At 61.0% G+C, this 18,255-nt stretch carries 19 protein-coding genes; 14 read left to right on the top strand and 5 right to left on the bottom strand.

The features are described 5' to 3' along the window. The first annotated feature begins 51 nt into the window (after positions 1-51). Positions 52-414 carry a HalOD1 output domain-containing protein gene (locus tag NLK60_RS01135; RefSeq protein ID WP_254809070.1) on the top strand — a complete coding sequence of 121 codons (363 nt, stop codon included), beginning with the start codon at positions 52-54 and terminating at the stop codon, positions 412-414. Between the two features lie 55 nt (positions 415-469). On the opposite strand, the gene NLK60_RS01130 is transcribed toward NLK60_RS01135, so the two are convergent. Together NLK60_RS01130 and NLK60_RS01125 are read right to left on the bottom strand one after the other, a co-directional pair. After that, a complete protein-coding gene (locus tag NLK60_RS01130) occupies positions 470-1,321 on the bottom strand; it encodes an SAM hydrolase/SAM-dependent halogenase family protein (protein WP_254809069.1) in 852 nt (283 codons plus the stop codon). A 68-nt stretch (positions 1,322-1,389) separates the two neighbouring features. Then, positions 1,390-1,908, bottom strand: a complete 519-nt coding sequence (locus NLK60_RS01125) for a nicotinamide-nucleotide adenylyltransferase (protein ID WP_254809068.1) — start codon at positions 1,906-1,908, stop codon at positions 1,390-1,392. Positions 1,909-2,074: 166 nt separating this feature from the next. Here NLK60_RS01125 and lonB point away from each other — a divergent pair, with 166 nt between their 5' ends. From lonB to NLK60_RS01110, 3 genes are all read left to right on the top strand, one after another. After that, complete coding sequence (lonB, locus tag NLK60_RS01120) at positions 2,075-4,372, top strand: ATP-dependent protease LonB (protein ID WP_254809067.1); 2,298 nt, start codon at positions 2,075-2,077, stop codon at positions 4,370-4,372. 141 nt (positions 4,373-4,513) lie between these two features. Then, on the top strand, positions 4,514-5,563 hold the full coding sequence (locus NLK60_RS01115) for a CPBP family intramembrane glutamic endopeptidase (RefSeq protein WP_254809066.1): 1,050 nt from the start codon (positions 4,514-4,516) through the stop codon (positions 5,561-5,563). Between the two features lie 62 nt (positions 5,564-5,625). Continuing rightward, on the top strand, positions 5,626-5,973 hold the full coding sequence (locus NLK60_RS01110) for a hypothetical protein (protein ID WP_254809065.1): 348 nt from the start codon (positions 5,626-5,628) through the stop codon (positions 5,971-5,973). A 49-nt stretch (positions 5,974-6,022) separates the two neighbouring features. On the opposite strand, the gene NLK60_RS01105 is transcribed toward NLK60_RS01110, so the two are convergent. Next, positions 6,023-6,508, bottom strand: a complete 486-nt coding sequence (locus NLK60_RS01105; RefSeq protein WP_254809064.1) for an MGMT family protein — start codon at positions 6,506-6,508, stop codon at positions 6,023-6,025. A gap of 92 nt (positions 6,509-6,600) precedes the next feature. Between NLK60_RS01105 and NLK60_RS01100 the strand changes: the two genes are divergently transcribed. The 8 genes from NLK60_RS01100 (at position 6,601) to NLK60_RS01065 (ending at position 12,302) form a co-directional block, all read left to right on the top strand. Beyond that, entirely contained in the window at positions 6,601-7,398 is a 798-nt protein-coding gene (locus NLK60_RS01100) for a M14 family metallopeptidase (RefSeq protein ID WP_254809063.1), read from the top strand. 116 nt (positions 7,399-7,514) lie between these two features. Further along, positions 7,515-8,018 (top strand): YeeE/YedE family protein, encoded by a 504-nt coding sequence (locus NLK60_RS01095; RefSeq protein WP_254809062.1) that lies wholly within the window; start codon positions 7,515-7,517, stop codon positions 8,016-8,018. After that, on the top strand, positions 8,015-8,497 hold the full coding sequence (locus NLK60_RS01090) for a DUF6691 family protein (RefSeq protein ID WP_254809061.1): 483 nt from the start codon (positions 8,015-8,017) through the stop codon (positions 8,495-8,497). The genes NLK60_RS01095 and NLK60_RS01090 overlap by 4 nt, the downstream gene beginning before the upstream one ends. Before the next feature lie 102 nt (positions 8,498-8,599). Then, positions 8,600-8,737: a transporter gene (locus NLK60_RS01085; RefSeq protein ID WP_254809060.1), complete on the top strand. Its 138-nt coding sequence runs from the start codon at positions 8,600-8,602 to the stop codon at positions 8,735-8,737. A gap of 107 nt (positions 8,738-8,844) precedes the next feature. After that, a complete protein-coding gene (locus NLK60_RS01080; RefSeq protein WP_254809059.1) occupies positions 8,845-9,042 on the top strand; it encodes a hypothetical protein in 198 nt (65 codons plus the stop codon). A 197-nt stretch (positions 9,043-9,239) separates the two neighbouring features. Continuing rightward, the gene (locus NLK60_RS01075; protein ID WP_254809058.1) at positions 9,240-10,223 is read left to right on the top strand and encodes a tyrosine--tRNA ligase; all 984 of its coding nucleotides are present in this window, start codon (positions 9,240-9,242) and stop codon (positions 10,221-10,223) included. Positions 10,224-10,655: 432 nt separating this feature from the next. Then, positions 10,656-11,207: a hypothetical protein gene (locus tag NLK60_RS01070; RefSeq protein WP_254809057.1), complete on the top strand. Its 552-nt coding sequence runs from the start codon at positions 10,656-10,658 to the stop codon at positions 11,205-11,207. 105 nt (positions 11,208-11,312) lie between these two features. Further along, a complete protein-coding gene (locus NLK60_RS01065) occupies positions 11,313-12,302 on the top strand; it encodes an ABC transporter permease (protein ID WP_254809056.1) in 990 nt (329 codons plus the stop codon). A gap of 11 nt (positions 12,303-12,313) precedes the next feature. Here the strand turns inward: NLK60_RS01065 and NLK60_RS01060 are convergent, their stop codons facing one another. Together NLK60_RS01060 and NLK60_RS19465 are read right to left on the bottom strand one after the other, a co-directional pair. Beyond that, positions 12,314-13,495, bottom strand: a complete 1,182-nt coding sequence (locus NLK60_RS01060; RefSeq protein ID WP_254809055.1) for an ABC transporter permease — start codon at positions 13,493-13,495, stop codon at positions 12,314-12,316. A 77-nt stretch (positions 13,496-13,572) separates the two neighbouring features. Beyond that, positions 13,573-13,695 carry a hypothetical protein gene (locus NLK60_RS19465; protein ID WP_256530383.1) on the bottom strand — a complete coding sequence of 41 codons (123 nt, stop codon included), beginning with the start codon at positions 13,693-13,695 and terminating at the stop codon, positions 13,573-13,575. Between the two features lie 109 nt (positions 13,696-13,804). On the opposite strand from NLK60_RS19465, the gene NLK60_RS01055 reads away from it, so the two are divergent. After that, positions 13,805-15,229 (top strand): winged helix-turn-helix transcriptional regulator, encoded by a 1,425-nt coding sequence (locus NLK60_RS01055; RefSeq protein ID WP_254809054.1) that lies wholly within the window; start codon positions 13,805-13,807, stop codon positions 15,227-15,229. Positions 15,230-15,413: 184 nt separating this feature from the next. After that, on the top strand, positions 15,414-17,900 hold the full coding sequence (locus NLK60_RS01050) for a DNA topoisomerase I (RefSeq protein WP_254809053.1): 2,487 nt from the start codon (positions 15,414-15,416) through the stop codon (positions 17,898-17,900). The last annotated feature ends 355 nt before the right edge of the window (positions 17,901-18,255 follow it).

The following is an 18,255-nucleotide window of genomic DNA, read 5'->3' as shown; positions in this document are numbered from 1 at the left end:
CTCTGTGGGCCAACAATGTTAAGTGTTAACAAGTCGTAACTTCCGTTTGTAATGTCCCACAATCCACCAATTGACCGACTGACACAGATCGGGGGACCTGATGAGCGGCCGGTCTACTACGACGATTGTGGGGGGACGTATCACACCTGGTGTGACATGGGGGAGTACGAACCGGTAAGCACCGCCTTGCTGATGGCGGTTTCTTCCGTCCTCGGAAAAGAGCCGGAAGATCTCGAGGCGCTCCACGAGTGTGTCAATCCCGACGCACTCAACGAACTGTTCGTCCACTGGCGCGGTGACGAACCACGCGTCGGCGACGGGGCGATATCGTTCAGTTTCGCACAGTGTGACGTTACGGTCCGTGCCGACGGCGAGATCGTCATCGACCCGAAACGCACACCAACACCGGCATAACGTGGACTGTCAGTGAGAACACTGGCTATCAGGGAGACAGTGAGAAACTTGGCTATCAGGGGCTCTCGAGACGCTCGAGAGTGACGTGTTCATCGACAAACAGGCCGAACGCCTCCGAGCCACGCCCATCGTTCACGTCGAGTTCGACGTAGCCGTGACTCCCCACGAGCGCGACCGGTTCGCCGCGCTCGACGGAGGCAAACGTCTCCCCAACTGGGACGCGCTCGTCATCTACCAGCACCCTGTCGACCCCCTCGAGGAAGCGACCTGGAACGTTCGTAATCACGTTGCCGAAATCGTCGACAGCGAGCACCGTCGCGTCGGCGGTGTCGCCGTCGGTTGCAGCCGTTGGGAGCCTACAGTCGATCGGCTCCGAAAGCGGACTGAGCCAGGGGAGCGTCTCGAGCGACTGACTCGTCTCCTCGAGGGCAGCCGCAATCGGGGCAAATACGTCCCGACCGTGGAAGGTAGTGCTTCCGGCGGCTTCCGCTTTGCCGCCCGTGGGAACAGGAGTCTCGAGTGCTGATTCGTCGACGACGTACGCCTCGACGTCTGCTGCTGGGTCGTCAGCCGACTCGATATCCGAATGCTGTTCGGCATTGCCCACCAGACGTCGCGCAACCGGCAGTAAGACGCCGTTGTCGGGGCCCACCAGCCGGTGATCGCCCGCATTGACGACAATCGCTCGTCGATCCGTGCCGACACCGGGATCGACGACGACGAGATGAATCGCTGGCGGAACGTACGGGAGGATCTCGCGAAGCCAGAACGCACTCGAGCGAACGTCTCCCCGCGGCAGTTCGTGGGTGAGGTCGACCAGCCGCGTAGCAGAATCGGTTCGCTCGAGCAGGACGCCTTTCATCGCCGCGGGGTACGGAGAGCCAAAGTCAGAGGCGAGTGTAATCATACGCACCAAGAGACGGCAGTTCCCAAAAAAGTTCACGACGGAAATCGTAATCGATCGCTCGAGGGCTGCTATCGACCGTTGGAGTCGTCGTCGGCAACCATCTGTATCCGCTCGATGCCACCGATTTCGTCGATGACGTCGACGACGGCGTCCGGGACGCGGGATTGCCAGTTTTCGTCTTCGATCATCCGTTTGCGGACGGCAGTCCCCTCGAGGATTTCTCGTTTGAACATCGGGGACTCTCTGACCTCGACGCTTGCTTCACGAAAGAGCTGGATAACCAGGGGGTTGTTCGAGTAGGCGACGTCGAAATCCGGGCTCATACTCTGGACGTGGCTTACCCAGACGGAGTTTCGGTCGAGGTCTTCGATGGGGACGGCATACGTCGTAATATCGAACTCCTGGACGGCTTTGGTAATCATCATAATACGCTCGCCGGCAGTGAACGGGTTTCGCGTCGAGTGTGAATCGCCAGCGCTGCCGATGCCGAGAACGAGTTCGTCGACGTCGTCGGCAATCCGTTCGACCATCGTGTGATGCCCGTTATGATAGGGCTGAAAGCGACCAATGTAAAACCCCCGCGTCATACCTGTCACGTCGTGGGTGGGACTCTTAAGGGTGGCGAGGTCGTTTTGACGAGAGAAAGCGGCGAATTCAGCCGTTTGAAGGCCCCTGTGTCGGTCCCGCGGTTCAGTAGAAGGGAGAAAGTATATCAGTCGCAATCCCTTCCGTTGCAATACTGAAAAGCATTCTATGAGTAACGATACGAACGTCGACGACCCTCCAGCGGACGGCGCCCCCGAGGAGGAATCCGTCCCATCCGCACAGGAGGAGTCGTCACGAACAGACGATGGCTCCGCCGGCGATGGCCAGGGACAGGCTGTGGATAGTTCGGACACCACTGGCGACGTCGAAGCAGGGGCCGAAGACACCACCTCTGTTGCAGACGAAGAACCCACAGATCCACTCGAAGAGTCGCTCTCACTGCTCGATGGCTCGAGCGAATCGGACGCAACCGATGGTGACAGCGACGAACTCGCTGAGGGATCCCCGTCCGATGACGAGACACCGACGGAAGACGACATCGAGACCGTCGAAGACCTCGGCAGTTCCGTCGAGGTCGACCCTGGCGTCGAAATCGATGAAGAGATCGAAGACGAGGACCTGCTCGGCGGCCTCAAAATCGATTCGACCGAAGATATCGAAGTCCCGGACCGACTCGTCGATCAGGTGATCGGACAGGACGAGGCTCGAGACATCATTATCAAGGCGGCCAAGCAGCGCCGTCACGTCATGATGATCGGTTCTCCCGGGACAGGGAAATCGATGCTCGCCAAGGCGATGAGTCAGTTGCTGCCGAAAGAGGACCTCCAGGACGTTCTCGTCTACCATAACCCGGACGACGGCAACGCACCGAAAGTGCGCACCGTTCCGGCTGGTAAGGGTGAACAGATCATCGACGCCCACAAGGAAGAAGCCAGGAAACGCAACCAGATGCGTTCGATCCTGATGTGGATCATCATCGCGATCATCGTCGTCTACGCGATCATCGCCAGGCAGATTCTGCTCGGGATTCTCGCTGCCGGTATCATCTGGCTGATCTTCCGGTACACCTCTCGTGGCATCGACGCGATGGTGCCGAACATGATCGTCAACAACGGCGAACAGCGCACGGCTCCGTTCGAGGACGCGACCGGTGCTCACGCCGGTGCGCTGCTCGGCGACGTCCGCCACGACCCGTTCCAGTCCGGTGGGATGGAGACGCCGAGCCACGACCGCGTCGAACCCGGTTCGATTCACAAATCGAATAAGGGCGTGTTGTTCGTCGACGAGATCAACACCCTCGACGTGCGAACCCAGCAGAAGCTGATGACCGCCATCCAGGAAGGCGAGTTCGCCATCACGGGTCAGTCCGAGCGCTCCTCGGGTGCGATGGTCCAGACCGAACCCGTCCCCTGTGATTTCATCATGATCGCTGCCGGGAACCTCGACGCGATGGAGAACATGCACCCCGCACTCCGCAGCCGTATCAAAGGCTACGGATACGAGGTCTACATGGACGACACCATCGAGGACACCCCCGAGATGCGCCGGAAGTACGCCCGGTTCATCGCCCAGGAAGTCGAGCGCGACGGCCGGCTTCCTCACTTTACCCGTGATGCCGTCGAGGAGGTCATCCTCGAGGCAAAACGCCGGGCTGGTCGCAAGGAGCACCTGACACTGCACTTCCGAAACCTCGGTGGGCTGGTTCGCGTTGCCGGCGACATCGCTCGAGCCGAGGACACCGACTTCACGACACGTGAACACGTCTTACAGGCGAAGGGGCGCTCGCGCTCTATCGAACAGCAACTGGCAGACGACTACATCGAACGCCGCAAAGACTACGAACTGCAGGTCAACGAGGGCGGCGTCGAGGGTCGTGTCAACGGGCTCGCCGTGATGGGCGAAGACTCCGGTATCATGCTGCCCGTGATGGCCGAAATCGCCCCCACACAGGGTGGCGGAAAAGTCATCGCCACGGGCCAGCTCAAGGAGATGGCCGAAGAATCCGTCCAGAACGTCTCGGCGATTATCAAGAAGTTCTCGGACGTCGACCTCTCCGAGAAGGACGTCCACATCCAGTTCGTCCAGGCCGGCCAACAGGGTGTCGACGGCGACTCGGCCTCCATTACGGTGGCGACGGCCGTCATCAGCGCCCTCGAGGACATCCCCGTCGACCAGTCGGTCGCGATGACCGGTTCGCTGTCGGTTCGCGGCGACGTGTTGCCGGTCGGTGGGGTCACCCACAAAATCGAGGCTGCTGCGAAAGCCGGCTGTACCAAGGTCATCATTCCCAAAACCAACGAGCAGGACGTGATGATCGAAGACGAGTACAAGGATATGATCGAGATCATCCCCTGTGACAACATCAGCGAAGTGCTGGACGTCGCCCTGATGGGCGAACCGCAGAAGGATTCGCTGGTTGACCGCCTCAAGGCGATCACCGGCTCCGCACTCGACAAATCCGGCCCTGGCGCGACCGGTACCGGTTCGAGTCCAAGTCCGCAGTAATTTTCCGCCGACGTTTCGGCTTCGACTTTTACTCGCCTCGGTAGTCACTGCTCTTTGGTGCGTACTCGAGGCAGTCACAACCCCGAACGTGCACTGTCTCGAGCCAAACCCTCTTTTGTCGACCCTTCGTACCTTCGAGCGATGACCCAGTGGGTGACGTTCGCCGGGATAACCGCCATCGTCCTCGTGGTGGTGTTGGTGTTAACCAGGCTGACCGCCGAGGGGCTGGGGCTCGGCACGGGTGAGAGCCCACCGACCGGCGACCAGCGACCGAACGCAGCAGAAACAGTGTGGACCGGCCGCCGAGAGTCGGAACTCGAGGAGAATTCGGCCACGTCGCCATGCGAGTCAAGCGACCGTGAGAGGCCGGAGGGTGAAACAGCCGGGCCGCCCGACGGTCGTTCGCCAGCAACGCAGACAAACGGGGAGGCCGATTCCAGCACAGCTCCAGGCTCGAGCGAGTTTCCGATCTCTGGATCTGACCCGGAAACATCACCGGGCTCTGCCTCCGAAACATCACCGGACTCTGACTCCGAAACACCACCGGTCGACCGGCAACCGCATCGCCCGTCGCCGGTCGAGGAGCTCTCGACGATGGCCTTACTGGCGAACGTTGCGCTCACCCAGGGATTGTTCGCGGGGGTGCTCATCGGGGCAATCGTCTACACAAACGTCCCACTCGAGACACTGGGCGTCGCGCTCGAAAGTGAGTATCTACTGACTGGCATCACGGTTGGCGTCCTTGCCGGGCTGATTCTCTACGTGGGGAACGAACTCGGGGCCACGATTGCGACCCACTTCGGTCTCGAACACGACGAAGGGCTTCGAGGGCTGCTGGCACCCGATAGTACCGCCGGCTGGGCCGTGTTGCTCGGCCTCGTCTTGCCAGTCGTCGCGCTGTTCGAGGAGCTCCTCTTTCGCGCCGCGCTAATCGGGGCACTGTCGGCGGGGTTCGATATCCCGCTGTGGATACTCGCCGTTGGCTCCTCGGCAGCGTTCGCTCTCGGTCACGGCGCACAGGGTCGAACCGGCATCGTCGTCACCGGTTTGCTAGGGCTGGTCCTCGCGTGGCTGTTCATCACAACGGGTAGCCTGCTGGTGGTCGTGGTGGCTCACTACCTGATCAACGCCCTCGAGTTCCTGGTGCACGAGTGGCTCGGCCTCGAGTGGACGGTGGGGATCGCCAACTGAACGCCGACGTCCCCCGCAGCGAATCACCGAAAGCTAAGCCAGACGAGCGTCTGTGCTCACGTATGCACTCACTCGAGTCGGTTCCGGAGTCGGTCCAGCGGTCGATTGTATTCGGTATCCTGCTTTACTTTACGCTGATCGTCTACGCCGAAATCGCGAACGAGCCCCTCGCCGGGTTCGCCGCAGATATCGTCTTCGCGTTCGTCGCAATCACCGTCGGGGTGTTGCTGTTTACGCGAGCGACCGACCGCCTCTCGCCGCTTAGCGCTGGTGGGCTGTGTCTTCTCGTCGGCGGCATCGCGCAGTTGATTGCCGTCTTCACGGGAGAGTTGCTGTTACACGCCGTAGCCTCGATGGCCGTCTTCGTCGGCATCGGACTCTACATCCTCGCGGTCTGGCTCGAAACCTGATGCCAGCTGGTCGTCACTGCACGCCGCGTTACAAGAATACAGAGAGTGCTCAGAGCCCCTCGAGCGAGCGAAGTTTTTGTTCGACACCTGGCGGTGCCGCACTCGGTCCGTTTCGAACCCGATGATCCGGGAGCACGATCGGAATCGGATTCTTATCGAGTGCCGTCCGGACGGTGATCAGGTCATCGTCGTCCTCGGGATTCAGGTCTGGCGTCATTCGAGCGATCGCTTCCACATCGACGCTTTCGCCGTAGGGTATCGTGCGAAGCGTCTCGAGAATGTCCCGCTGATCGGTCGGGACGGTGAGTGCGATCTGGACGTCATCGAAACCCACTTCGTTGACGCCATCCAGGTACTCGAATAGCTGGTCCAGCAGTGGATGCTCGTTCGCCTCGTCCCCTTCGACGGCGTTCTCGTCGGGTTGGTCGGGAAACGAAATAGACAGTACGCGATCGCCAGCGACACCGATCTGTACGTACCGCTCGAGATACGGCGAGTGACGTGCGTAGATACCCGCATCGGCGGACTCGTCCATAGTGGTCTGGACGAACGGGGCACTCTTGAAGATTTGGCTGTCGATCGGAAGATACCGAATCTCCTTTGAGCCTGACGTACGTACGGTCAACAATGAGAGTTGCACAGCTCGGGTCGGGGACGCCCGAAATCGCCGTCGTCGCCGGTATCCACGGTGACGAACCCTGTGGCGTCCGGGCCGTCGAACGACTGCTCGAGACCGACCCGTCCGTCAAACGGCCGGTCAAACTCGTAATCGCGAACGAGTTGGCTCTCGAGCGAGGGGTCCGTTACGTCGACGAAGACCTCAACCGCGCGTTTCCGGGCCACACCGAAGCGACGACTCACGAGGGGCAATTGGCAGCGAAACTGGCAGACGAACTCGAGCACTGTCTAACCTTTTCGATGCACTCGACGCAGAGTCACGCTGAGCCGTTCGCCATCGTCGAAGCCCTCGGCGAGCGTGCCAGAGATATCTGTCCCCAGTTACCGATCAGCGCCATCGTCGAAACAGGCCCGTATGCGGATGGCCGACTGTTTAGCGAGGTGGATACCATCGAGATCGAGTGCGGCCTCCAGGGGAGTGACGCAGCCGTCGAAAACGCACACCAACTCACTCGCGCGTTCCTGACCGCCGTCGACGTCTTGCCGGGTGATACCGTCCGTCGGGACGTTCCGGTGTTCGAACTGGTCGACCGCATCGATAAAACCGCAGCAGACACCTACGAGGTGTTCGTCGAGAACTTCCAGCGCGTGGAAGCTGGCAGCCCCTTCGCGGCCGCAGACGGCGAAAAACAGGTCGCCTCCGAGCCTTTTTATCCCGTCTTGATGTCGCCCTATGGCTATCGGAACGTCTTCGGCTACACCGCCCGGAAACTCGAGACGCTGTCGGGGTCGACTGCCGCCGATTGACGGGATCACAACCGAGTGAGAAGCAACATTCGTCGTCCATTCTCGAGCGTGTCACAGATACGAACAAGTTTCCCCGGTGATGAAGGGTTAATAGCCAGTCGAGCCGACTTCAGGGTATGCTTCCACTCGAGACACTCGCATTGCTCGCCGATGTCGTTCCGGCCGAACCGTTCCCCGAGGGCATCGCCCACTACGCCGTTGGCGGATTGCTCGTCGGGCTCGGCGTGACCGTCATCTATCTCGGCACGGGTATCGCCGCCGGAGCCAGTACCTTCCTCGAGTCGACGCTCTCCTACGGCTCGAAGCTGTCCCGGTTCGACCGGTATCGGGCCTCTCGAGACTGGCGGGTCGTCTTTACGGTCGGTATCGTCGCCGGTGCCGCTGGGTACCAACTCGCGACTGGCGACGGTATCTGGGTCACCGAAGTCGCCTGGTGGCGACTACTCCTCGGCGGGATTCTCGTCGGTATCGGGACCCGTCTCGGGAAAGGCTGTACCTCCGGACACGGCGTCTGTGGGGTCGGCTCGGTCTCGGGGACCTCCTTCATCGGCGTCATCTCGTTCCTGCTGGTCGCTATCGTCACCGCACACCTCGTCATGGCCGCGGGGGTGACCCCATGAGCACCGACGGCGTCAGGCAGGAACACGAACAGCACCCGCTGTTCTTGGCGCTGGTGTTCGTCGGTGGCCTGTTGTTCGGCGTCGGCCTCGCCGTGAGTAACATGGCCCAGCCAGAGGTCGTCCTCTCGTTTTTGCAGTTTGCCGACTTCGGTCTCCTGTTCGTGATGTTCGGTGCAGCCATCGTCACCGGGATCGTCTTTTTCGGCGCGCCTCGAGTCCTGGGGAGTGCGCCCCTTACCGGGAAGCCGTACGAACGACGGCTCAAGGAACTGGACCGGAACGTGGTTGTCGGCGGCGGCATCTTCGGCGTCGGCTGGGGCCTGTCGGGCATCTGTCCGGGTGCCGCCTACGCCAGTCTCGGCATCGGCAACTACGCCATCCTCTGGGGTATCGTCGGCATGTTCGTCGGCGCGTACGTCCAGGGTTACTGGCGCTCGACGCCCACCACCTCGAGCGTGGGCACGACGAAAGCCGACTGACGCCGGAAAACCGTTACCGGACCGTGAGATAACCGTCTCCACCGAATCGAGATTGGCAATGCCGGGCCAACGATTACACCGGCGGCCGTCGACGCTCGGGGCATGGCTCGTCTCTCGACGATCGTGATACTGATCGGTATCGCGCTCCTGTTCGTTCCCGTACCGCCGGTCGCATCGATTCCCCTGGGGATCGTCGTGGTCGTAATCGGCCTCGGCCTCAGGTTGGTTACCGGCGCCTGATCGGATCCTGCTGGTTAAAGGGGGTAACTCGAAGGGACGATCGAAGTGGGGAAGCATCGTCTGTACGAGCCGAGGGTATATGAGTCGGGAGATCGACATGGTACGGTATGGTCTCCTTGCAACCACCCTGTTCACGATCGAAACACGCCTCGAGAGGGGCTGCGAAAGGAGCCGAGATTGGCGGCAGTATCGGTGGCGTCGGCGGTCCCGTGCCGGGAGCAGTCGGTGCCGGCGTCGGTGCCGCGACTGGGTATCTCGCGGGAACTGCTCGAGACCGCGCTGAATCGGTTCTAAAGCCGTTCTGAGGATATCTACATATCGCTGCTCGAGTGAAGCGATCGTCACATAGCTTCAGGTCTAATAGCATGTGATATAGTCTCAATATTTAATTACTTTTATATTAGTAGTAAGTAGTCAGCCCGTTCTCGAGCCGTGTCACCCACCCACAGTCTCGGTGACATCGTTCAAAAACGCATAAATCCCTGCTCCGGTACCCTCTGGTATGGACACCTACGACTTGCTGACGCGGAACGTCGACGAGGTCGTCACCGACGAGGAGGTGCGCGAGCTAGCCAGCGACCCGGATGGCAAGCGCGTCTACGTCGGCTACGAGCCCTCGGGCGTGTTGCATCTCGGGCATCTCCTCACGGCGAACAAACTCATCGACCTCCAGAACGCGGGTATGGAGGTCGTCATCCTGCTCGCCGACGTTCACGCCTACCTGAACGGAAAGGGGACCTTCGAGGAAATTCGCGAGACGGCTGAACAGATGCGCGCTCAGTTTCTGGCCTACGGCCTCGAGGAATCCCAGACGGAGTTCGTCTACGGCTCGAGTTACCAACTCGAGGAGGACTACGTGCTCGACGTCCACGAACTCGAGTTGTCGACGACGCTCAACCGCGCACAGCGCGCGATGGCCGAACTCCAGGGCGATGAGACGGCAAAAGTGAGCCACGTGGTCTACCCGCTGATGCAGGCACTGGACATCGAATACCTCGACCTCGACCTCGCCGTGGGTGGGATGGACCAGCGAAAAGTCCACATGCTCATGCGCGAAGAGCTCCCGAAACTGGGCTACGACGCCCGACCGTGTCTGCACACCCCGATCGTGGCCGACCTCACGACGGGCGAGGGCAAGATGTCCTCGAGTACCGGCGTCACGATTTCGATGGAAGACTCGACGGCCGACCTCGAGGAGAAGGTCAACTCGGCGTTCTGTCCCCCGACTCGAGACCCTGAGGGTGACCTCGAGAACCCCGTCCTCGAACTGTTCGAGTACCACGTGTTCCCCCGCTTCGAGACCGTGCTGGTCGAGCGTCCGGACAAGTACGGCGGCGACCTCGAGTACGACGGCTACGAGGCGCTGGCGGCGGACCTCGAGTCCGGCGAGTTGCATCCCGCAGACGCGAAAGGGACGCTCGCGAGTTACCTCGACGAACTGATCGCGCCCGGCCGCGAGAAACTTCGAGAGATTCGCGACGATTGACATCCTCCGCACGACTGAAGTCGTGGGTTTCCTCGCGCTTGGGGTCGGGCGTTCCGACGCCAACGGAGGCAATTTCCCGACCTCGGTTGGTCGGTCTCGGTTTGTAGGTGGTGCGTCGAGTGGTGGGCGTGTGGTGACGCCAGTCCGTTTGGACTACCCTGCTGGCACCCTACAGGCCGTGCCATCAACCCGACTCGAACTCGCGTTCGAGCCTCACTTGGGTAGGGTTGCTTTTTGTTGGTGGAGACCCCAATCCAACTCCAATTTTCCCGAGCGAGTTATGCTAACATTCGACCCCAGTCAAGCTAATCGTTCCGATTTTACCGAGGACTCGTCGGATTCATCCCACGACTAAAGTCGTGGGCTTTCCCCTTGATTCTGTAATCCACTGCGACCGATACGTATTTTCCCTCCCGGCCGTATCCCTCGAGTATGCGGATTCGTGAGTGGCAGGACGTGCTCGAGGACGTTGTCGAACGCGACGTCGACCCGAAGGGCTGGCGCGCCGTCGCCGGCGACCGCTCGAGTGGGGTCGGCGAGGATATGTACCTCGCCCATCCAAGAGCCGGCGTCTTCGTCCTGAAAACGTACGCGAAAAATCCATACGACCTGCGCGGTGTCGGCGGTCGCGTCGCCCGCAAGGTCGACGACGAAATCGGGTCGTATCTCCCGGAAGAGAACACTCCCAGCCGGTTCGCCGTTCGGTCGCCGCCGGAAGACGAAGACCACGCCCAGTCCCTCGCCAAGCGCCTCGAGACGGTGGTCCAGACGCATGCGGACGCCCCGACGCGACCTGAGGACTTCTTCGACGACGTGATGGATGCCGTCGAGAGTCCGGCGTTCGGACCGATGGCCTACGACCAGTACGATCGACCCGACGAACTCGAGGGCCTCTCGGATACGTTCGAGGAGGCAGAGGAATTACTCGAGGCCGAACTCGAGGACCTCATCGACGCCGACGAAGTCGACCGGGGCTTCATGTAGTCGACCGGAGCTTCATGTGATCGTGCAGGTGTGAACGTATCAGGAACGATTTGTCGTACCGTCACAGCACCAACAACTATTATTCGTCACTCGAAATCCGGCTCTGTGTCTCGAGTGACCACGATTCGCCGTTTCGGCCTGTACGTCCTGTGGCGACTACTGTGGGCCGTCGTGGTTGTCTTTTCCATCGTTTCGGGGCTGTTCGCCCTGTTCGTCATTGCGCCGGACGATACGGACGCCCCAATGTTATGGGCGGCCGCGATGTCGGGTGATGAAGTCGAATTCGATGACCCACCACCGCTCTCCGAGCAATACGTCGAGTGGGTCGTTTCGGTGTTCTCCCTCGAGTGGGGCGAGTCGATGACCGCAGCTGCCTGGGTAAACGGCGGCGAAAACGGTGCCGCGAGCGCAGCCAACGCTTCCGCCGTCGCCGAAGCGATTCCGGTAACGCTGGCGTACGTGGTACCGTCGACCTTGTTCGCCTTCGGGCTCGCGGCTGGCCTCGGATACTACACGGCACAGACCGCGCGGTCGTTGGTCGAGCGGTTGAGTTCGGGAGCCACGTATCTCCTGTTCAGTCTGCCGAATTTCTTCCTCGCAGCGGTCATCTTTTACACGCTCCGCGATCTGAATCCGTCGTGGTTTCCGGAGTCGTACGCCACAGCGAGTGGTCTCCTCGAGCACACTCTCTGGCTCTCGTTACCCGCGTTCGTTCTGTCGACACACGTGCTGGCCGGCCACTATCGCTACAGCCGAAACGAAACGCGAGCTGTACTGAACGAACGGTACGTGACGCTGGTTCGCTCGAAGGGGGCCGGGCCGGTGCGGGTTGCCAGACACGTCTTTCGGGTCGCTGCCGTTCCCCTCGTCACGCTGTTCGTGACCGAGTTGCTGGCCGTTATTCTGGTGGCAATTTTCGTCCTCGAGGTGGTGTTTTCGGTACCTGGTATCGGCTTGCTCGCCTACGAGGCCGTGCTCGAGCGCGAACTCGAACTCGTCATGATCCTGACGGCGGTGTTTGCGACGGCAGCCGTCCTCGCAAACGTCGTCCAGGATCTTGCGACCGTCGTACTGGACCCGCGGGCAGACCGATAGCTCCGTTTCGTTCACTGCTCTCGCGGATCTGACAGCTGGCTCAACCGGTCGCCGACGAGCAGCATCGAAAGGACGAGGACAGTGAGTGCTACGGCGGGGACGACCGGATACCACCAGACGTCCCACCAGTTTGCGAACGAGTGACTGAGGCCGTCTGCAATCGTGTTCCCGAGCGAAACGATTCGTGGATCGGATTCCCCGAATCCAAGAAACGACAGAGCAGCCGCGTAGAGAATAAACGTCGGCACGAGCGCCGAGAGCGGGACGATGACGGCTCCGGCGATGTTCGGCAGGACGTGATACCGAAGATTGTAGTACGTCGTCGCCCCCGAGGCGGTGGCTGCACGAACGTACAGAGTCGTATTGATTCGGTGAACCTCGCTTCTGACGAGTCGCGCGAGCCCACCCCAGCTCAACAGTCCGAATATGATCGCCATCAAGACGAAATCCGCTGACAGGATGGCGACGACCAGTACGTAGACGAAAAACGCGGGGATCGCACTCTGGATATCGACGTAGCGCATCAAGACCCGGTCGACCCGGCCACCGAATGTGCCCGCAACGAGTCCAACCGTCGTCCCGATTCCGCCCGCGATGACCGCCGCCGAAACGCCGATTTGCAAACTCGTTCGCAGGCCGTACACCACGACGTGGACCAGATCCTTACCGCCGTTGTCCGTGCCGAGTGGATGCTCCCAGGTCCCCCGGCAGACGCCGTCCCTCGTCGATCCGACGCAGTTGACGGGGATGAAATCATCCACAGTCGCTCCAACCGGTGGCTGATAGCTCACGACCGGATCGACTTCCGGCCGCGGATACACGAGCGGACCGCCGAGCGCGACCAGTACCAACACGACCGTCCCCAGAGCCCCAAGCGCGGCGAGTCTGTCTCGAGCGAAGGTTCGAACGAATTCGACGGACCGACCCGGACGCTTGAGGACGGCCGAAACGACGACGAGTGCGATGGCCAGCAGCGCAAACAGGCTCACCCAGTCGAGGGTGCCGATTTCGCGTCCACCGATCAATACGGCATCCCCGCCCTCGGTTCGATACGCGTAGACGACCCCGGCGAACAAGGCTCCATAGGCCAGCAGGATGCCGAGCGGTCTCACGAACAGTCGCCACCGAACCTTCGAGTCGTCGAACGCATCCCCCTCGAGGTCGGTGAACTGTTCAGGGCCAGACGATTCCATTTCTCGTCTGCCTACCACTGAGTCGGAAATACTTCACTGTGTTGTCTTTTCCGGACGGAGTCAGTGGTTACGGAGAATCAATGAGATAGCCCCGCCGTCAGGGCGGAGTGGATGCCAATCCGTTCGTTGCTCGGGGCCGAACTCCAGAACCCATCGATGCTGACGATGTGGACCTTTGGGTTCTCGTCCCGCACCGCCATACAATCCGTGCAAACAGACAAAGCATATACTTGATGACTGCGTATTGCTAGTAACTTTCCCATGCGTTCGTCCAGACCCGCCGGTCATTGTGTCGGTCTCGTGGTCGCCATGGTGATTTGTTCATTGGCTGTCGCTGGGACAGGGACAGCCGTCGCTCTCGTGGACACGCCGGGCGATCAGACGGGCGAGTTGGACGAGGCGGGCTCGAGTGGCCTGCTCGAGGCCAGTGCCCTCGTGCTCAATAACGATCTCGGGGACACGGTAAACGACACGACGAACGATACCGAAGACACGGTAAACGACACGACGAACGATACCGAAGACACGGTAAATGAAACCACGGGGGAAATCGACGACACTAGCGAGACCCTCGAGGATACGACCGAATCACTGGAGGAAACGACTGAGACGATCGAGGATACAACGGTCGATACAACCGATACGGACACCCTCGAGACGCTTGCAGACACGGTGGATGATACCGACGAGACCCTCGAGAAAACCACGACCGAGACGGTAGCGGACGGCCTCGAGACAATTGACCACACGGTAGCGGCTAGTTTCGACACGATAGACGACACGATAGACGACACCGGTGAGGCCCTCGAGGAGACGACAACGGCGCTCTCGGACACGACGGACACCGTTCTCGATTCGACGGATGTGAACGCCACGGTTCAAACGGAGCTGCTCGATCAGGAGGCGAGCCACGCGACGAACGTCACCACTGGGGATGGAACAGAAACTGACGGCGACGAGGCTGTTGCAGACGAGAACACAGCAAGTGGGCCGCTCGGTGTCGCGACGGCAGAACCGTCACCGAGCACGCAAACCGCCGTCAACGGGATCCTTGCCGGATTGCTTGGGGCCGTCGCTGTCTCGAGCATGGGTGCTGGCGTTGCCGGGGCTGGAGCCGGAGCGGGAACGGCCGGGGGCACGGTCGCCAGCTGGACTGGCCGCTCGAGGGTTCGACGATTGTGGAGTCGTCTTCGGGATGCCAGCCCGATCTCACTGGCGGCGCTGCTCAGATACAGTCGCTACGACGACTCCGACCCACTCGAGAACGAGCGGCGGAAGGCGATATTCGAAGCGGTGACAGCCGAACCAGGTCTGTACCTCTCTGCGGTGAGCGACCACAGCGACGTCCCGCTCTCGACGGTTCGCCATCACGTTCGCATCCTCGAGGAGGAAACCCTCGTTACCTCGATCAAGGTCGATGGAAAACGCCGATATTTCCCGATCGACGCAGACGACGTCGAACTTCACGCCGCGTTCGCGGAACCAACTCGTCGACGGTTACTCGAGAAACTGGTGACGCTTGGACAGGCGCCCAACAGCCAGTTGGCGGACGCGCTCGATCGTGACCCGAGTACGATTTCACACCACCTGACGAAACTCGAGGAGGCAGGGCTTGTCATCCGCGAGCGAGACGGCCGATCGGTCGTCAACGAACTGTCGCCAGTGGCCACCACTCTGTTGCTCGATACAGAAGCAAGCCAGCACCGACCACAGCCGGTGCCAGCTGACGACTGATCCGGGTGGGCGGCGGATTCCGTCCGTTTCGGCGCCATCACACCGCTCTCTAACCCGGGCATATTGACACGCTCGCGCAGGGAAGGACGCCGGAGGCTGTTGATTTCGCCCCGAAAGGGTTATCCGCAACTCGGTCGTAGCGAGCGCCAATGAAGGTGTCTCGGCTACCCGGAGGTGGATCGCCGTGGAGCTAATTATTACGGAAAAAGACAACGCGGCGAGACGCATCGCCGATATTCTGAGCGGGGAATCTGCGACGGCGACGCGAGAGAACGGCGTCAACGTCTACGAGTGGGGCGGCAAACGCTGTGTCGGGCTCTCCGGCCACGTCGTCGGTGTCGACTTCCCGCCAGAATACTCCGACTGGCGAGACGTCGAACCCGTCGAACTCGTGGATGCGTCGATCGAGAAAACGCCGACGAAAGAGAACATCGTCGCAACGTTGCGTATTCTCTCCCGTCAGGCCGAACGGGTTATCATCGCGACTGACTACGATCGGGAGGGAGAGTTGATCGGGAAGGAGGCCTACGAAATCGTCCGCGACGTCAACGAGGACGTCCCTATCGACCGCGTTCGGTTCTCCTCGATCACGAAAAACGAGGTCCAGCGCGCGTTCGACGAACCCGACGAGATCGACTTCGACCTGGCTGCAGCAGGCGAAGCCCGGCAGATAATCGACCTCGTCTGGGGGGCGGCACTCACCCGGTTTCTCTCACTTTCGGCCGGCCAACTCGGTAACGACTTCATCTCCGTCGGCCGCGTCCAGAGCCCGACGCTGAAACTGATCGTCGACCGCGAGCGCGAGATTCAGGCGTTCGATCCCGACGACTACTGGGAACTGTTTGCTGACCTCACGAAGGACGACGAACCGTTCGAAGCCCAGTACTTCTATCTCGACGAAGACGACAACGAAGCCGAGCGCGTCTGGGACGAAGGCGCCGCCACCGAAGCCTACGAGACTCTCTCAGGTGCCAGCCAGGCCACGGTAACCGAGGTCAACGGCCGAACCCGGACCGACAGTCCACCGACGCCGTTCAACACGACGCAGTTCATCCGAGCGGCGGGGGCAATCGGCTTCTCGGCCAAACGTGCGATGTCCATCGCGGAGGACCTCTACACCGACGGTTTCATCACCTATCCGCGAACCGACAACACCGTCTACCCCGACGACCTCGAGCCCGAGGACCTGCTCGAATCGTTCGTCGAGCACCCCGAACTCGGCGAGTCGGCCCAGTCGTTGCTCGAGAGCGACGACGACCTCGTTCCGACGGAAGGTGACGAGGAGACGACCGACCACCCTCCAATCTATCCAACGGGCGAGATTCCGACACGGGGCAGCGACGTGAACGAAGACGAGTGGCGCGTGTACGAGCTCGTCGTTCGGCGCTACTACGCGACGGTGGCCGAACCGGCGATCTGGGAACACCTCAAGGTGGTCGCCGAAGCCGACGGCTGTTTGCTCAAAGCCAACGGCAAGCGCCTGGTCGACCCTGGCTACCACGAGGTCTACCCATACTTCTCGACGAGCGAGAACTACGTCCCCGCGGTCGACGAAGGCGAAGAACTCGCCGTCAGTGACGTCGAACTCGAGGCCAAACAGACCCAGCCACCCCGACGCTACGGCCAGTCACGGCTGATCGAGACCATGGAGGACCTGGGAATCGGGACGAAGTCGACGCGACACAATACGCTCGAGAAACTGTACGACCGTGGCTACATCGAGAGCGACCCACCTCGGCCGACCCAGCTGGCGATGGCAGTGGTCGACGCTGCCGAGCAGTACGCAGACCAGGTGGTAAGCGAGGAGATGACGGCTCAACTCGAGGCCGATATGGACGCCATTGCAACCGGGGAGGCGACGCTCGAGGACGTGACGGACGAGTCCAGAGAGATGCTGGAGGCGGTGTTCGAGCAGTTAGAAGCCTCGCGCGAGGAGGTCGGCGACCACCTCCGGAAATCGCTCAAAGCCGACAAGCAGCTGGGGCCGTGTCCGGAGTGTGGTGAATCCTTGCTGGTCCGTCGAAGCCGGTATGGCTCGTACTTCGTCGGCTGTGACGGTTATCCCGACTGTGAGTTTACGCTGCAGTTGCCCTCGACAGGCAAGCCGTTGATTCTCGAGGAAACCTGTGACGAACACGACTTACACGAAGTGAAGATGCTCGCAGGCCGACAGACGTTCGTTCACGGGTGTCCGCTCTGCCGGGCCGAAGAAGCCGGTGAAGGGCCGGTTCTCGGAGCCTGCCCGGAGTGTGGCGACGACGAGGGTGGTGAACTCGCGATCAAGACGCTCCAGAGCGGCTCGCGACTGGTCGGTTGTACGCGCTATCCCGACTGTGAGTACTCTCTGCCCCTCCCACGGCGCGGGGAAATCGAGGTCACCGATGAGGTGTGTGACGAACACCACCTTCCCGAACTGGTGATCCACAACGGCGACGAACCCTGGGAACTTGGCTGTCCGATCTGTAACTATCGCGAGTTCCAGGCTCGAGAGGCCGATAGCGGCTCCGACCTCGAGGCCATCGACGGTATCGGAGCCAAAACGGTCGAAAAACTCGCGGACGCAGGTATCGAGTCGATCGACGACCTGACTGACGCCGATCCGGAGACGGTCGCCGACTCCGTCGACGGCATCAGTGCGGATAGAATTCGAACCTGGCAGACGGCGACCTGAGTGGCTTCCCAACCCTGCACGGAGCGTGAAACCGATGGCTGTGTTCCGGTTTCACGCATGGGTCGACCGTTGGGAGGGTACTGAGTGGTACCTCGAGGCTGAACGTTTGCGCCAAGCCGATAGGATGACGCAGCCGTCGACGCCTGACGGAGTAAAGCGGGCCATCGAGGTCTCCAGCGGACGATTCGTTATCCTCACAGTGAGACACCGTCTCGAGTCCGTCGATGGCGGACACCTGCCGAATTGACAGCAAAGAATGTTATTCAGTTCACAGGTCAATCGTTGTAACTCACTGGTGCAGGGATAGAATTAACTTACCTGCGACGGATGCACAACCAATCAACGGAGTCAGTGA

Origin of the sequence: Natronosalvus amylolyticus (assembly GCF_024298845.1) — an archaeon.
Classification (GTDB): Archaea; Halobacteriota; Halobacteria; order Halobacteriales; family Natrialbaceae; genus Natronosalvus; species Natronosalvus amylolyticus.
Note: the sequence above shows the minus strand (reverse complement) of the source record. Positions and strands in the feature narration are given on the sequence as shown.